Annotated in this window: 2 protein-coding genes and 1 pseudogene; all 3 read right to left on the bottom strand. The window is 65.0% G+C overall.

Annotated features, from left to right (window positions below; translation table 11 throughout):
- Positions 1 to 148: 148 nt before the first annotated feature.
- Entirely contained in the window at positions 149 to 583 is a 435-nt protein-coding gene (locus ACEK02_RS33285) for a hypothetical protein (protein ID WP_371426193.1), read from the bottom strand.
- Positions 580 to 2,454, bottom strand: coding sequence for a strawberry notch C-terminal domain-containing protein (locus ACEK02_RS33280; RefSeq protein WP_371426195.1), 1,875 nt, complete (start codon positions 2,452 to 2,454; stop codon positions 580 to 582). The genes ACEK02_RS33285 and ACEK02_RS33280 overlap by 4 nt, the downstream gene beginning before the upstream one ends.
- 234 nt (positions 2,455 to 2,688) lie before the next feature.
- Positions 2,689 to 2,829, bottom strand: a pseudogene (locus ACEK02_RS33275) (strawberry notch-like NTP hydrolase domain-containing protein); the annotation flags it as partial.
- Positions 2,830 to 2,893: the final 64 nt, after the last annotated feature.

The raw sequence follows: 2,893 nt of genomic DNA, 5'->3' as shown, positions 1-2,893 counted from the left end.
TGACGAGACTCGCGACGCCATGATGCGTTATGGTCAAAGGCTCACGAAGGGCCTGCCGGCTATAGCGACCGAATGCCTTCGACACTTCGACGGAACTCGCGATCTGCGTCATCTGTCATCTCCTATCCGTAAAATACGGATATTACGGTCATGGCGCAAGCGGGATTCCATGGTGCTCCTCCAGTCTGTTCACAAGATAGGCAGGCGGCGGCTCGGCCCAGGCATAGCCATGCTTGTCCATCTGCCGCGCGATGGACCGCCGGTAGCGTTCGGACCAATCGCGGTGCCGCTGCAGCCGGCGACCGATCCGCAATGTCTGGCCGGCGAGAAAGCCCCGCCGGATGATGAGAGCGGGATCGATGACGTTGGCGCGCTGTTCCTCAAGGAGACGCACTGCTTCGCATGCGCGGCGGAAGGCCACCTCGATCTCCGCCGCGTAGCTTATGAGCCGGGCATCGTCGTGCTCGATGGGTGGGTAGCCACTCCCCGGGCAACGCGGACCGCCGACGCAATGGTGCACGACGGTCCCGTCCTTGCGCAGATGCTTGTGCCGTCCGCAGATCTGGCAGCGAAACGCGCTCATGCGGCCATCTCCGCGATGGCCTGGGTCGCGACAGCGACGGGGAGAAACAGGCGGGTCTGGAACTGGATTACCTCCGTATAGGCGCCACGGGCTTTCCAGCTGGCGAGGCCGCGGGGATCGAAGCCAACCACTTCAAGACGCTGCTCGCCGTTGACGCGGCTGCGCTTGAGCGACAGGCCACGCGCGGCGTGGATGGATACGACCTTGCCGCCCAGCGCGGCGCGGACGAGTTCGTCGGCGGACAGGGCGATCTGATCGGTAATCCCGAGCTTGGTCAGCAGGGCGTTGACGGCATCGGTCGGCACGATGCGGCCGAGAAACGAACGCCCTTCCTGCGTGACCACGCGCCGCACCTGCGCTTCGTCACCCAGGAGGTTCCAGATCGGGAGCAGGCGACCCGTCGCCAGGAAGAAGCGCTCGGTGTGGGGATGTGCGGCAGCCTGTTCGGCCTCGGCCTGCCAGAGCGTCCCGAACGTGTCGGGATCAATATCCTCCCAGTGGCTTTCATCGAGATCGTTCTGCGGGACCAGCATGGTCCGGCCCTGCCGGTGGGCTTTCCAGACCGGAACCGGGTGGCCGTCCTCGTCAAGCCAGGGCCGATCGGGAACGAAGAGCGCGACCTTGCCCGATTTGCCGTTGCGCATGGCGCGCGCGCGGCCCCCTGCCCGCTCGCGGCGCGCGGTGATCTCGGCAAGACTGGTGATCCTGACCGCCCATTGGGCTTCGAGCGTGAGCAGCTGGGTGGTGGCCCCGCCCTTGTCGCGGAACAGATCGCGCTCCTCGACGATGGTCAGCCTGTCCGCGACAACCGTCTCGACGCCGGCATCGAACGTACCGGCCTTCTTCGCCGCCTCGATCCGCGCTTCGACGAGGCCAAGGAATTCGTCGAAGATGGCGTTCTGCAGGACGATCGGAAGCGCGAGGATCCGGTTGAGCCAGCGCTGGATCGGCGGCAGCTGCTCGATCAGGCCGCCTTCGTGCTCCAGCTTAAGCCCGGTCCGGGTGCAGAACGTCGCGAAGGTCGTCGAGGTCAGCTTGCCCGCATGGAGCAAGCGATACCATTTGAGCAGCGCTTCCTGGGCGTAGCAGGACTCGAGGTTGTCCGCCGCGTCGAAGAGATTCTGCCCGCCCGTCTGCCGCTGGCCACGGGTAAGCGCGCCAAGCGCATCAAGCCGCCGCGCGATCGTGGAAATGAACCGCCGCTCGCCGCGGCAATCGGTGGTAACAGGGCGGAAGATTGGCGCCGAGGCCTGATGGGTGCGGTTGGTGCGACCAAGTCCCTGGATGGCCTTGTCGGCGCGCCACCCCGGCTCGAGCAGGAAGTGGACGCGACGCTGCTGGTTCGGCGCGGCGAGGCTCGCATGATAGGATCGTCCGGTGCCGCCGGCGTCGGAAAACACCAGCACGCGCTTCCTGCCGGCCATGAACAGGTTCGCGTCCGCGATGCCGGACGAAGCGGAACGCGATTGCAATTTCTGCGAACCATCCGGCATCCTCAGCAGACGGCGCGTCCTGCCCGTCACTTCGGCCACGGCATCGACCCCGAACCGGGTGATGATCGCGTCCAGCGCCGGCACGATCGGGGGCAGCGCGCCGAGCAGTTCGATCATGTCGTCGCGCATCCGCAGCGCTTCGGGACAGTGCACGGGATTACCGTCGGGGTCGGAGCGGGGTCGGGAACGCTCATTGCCGTCGTCGTCGAAGAAACTCTCCATCGCCCGCGTCGGGAATGCGTGCTGCAGGTAAGACAGCATTGCCTCCTTGGGGCTGAGATCAATGGACAATTCCGCACGATCATCATCGTCGAGACTGGCGAGTCGCCGATCGAGCAAGGCTTCGGACGTGGAGACGAGCTGGATCACTGCGCTCATGCCCGTGTCGAGGGCTTCCTCGATCGCCGGCAGCAGCGTCGGCAACTTCATGGCCAGGAGCAGCTGGCCAAAGAAACGCTGGGCTGAACTGTAGAACCGACTGCGCGCGGCGGCCAGCGCCTGCCCGTTGAGCGTCTTGCCCTCGAGCGGATCGATAACACCCGCCGCGGACAGCGCCTCCTCCATCTGCTGGAATATGATGCTCCACGCTTCGCTGTAGGCATCGAAATCAGCGATCTGGCTCTCGGTCAGCTTGTGCTCGAGCACGTCGTATTCGACGCCGGCGTAGGAGAGCGAACGCGCGGTGTACACACCCATCGATTTTAACTCTCTGGCGACCAGTTCCATGGCGGCAATGCCGCCCTCGCGGATCCTCGACGTGAACGAGTGTCAACACCGGGATAAAAACGGGCCAGGCACCGGTTTAAAAAGGGGCCAG

Source organism: Tardiphaga sp., from assembly GCF_041424195.1.
Lineage (GTDB): Bacteria > Pseudomonadota > Alphaproteobacteria > Rhizobiales > Xanthobacteraceae > Tardiphaga.
The sequence above is the reverse complement of the archived record's forward strand: the minus strand, read 5'-3'. Positions and strand labels throughout refer to the sequence as shown.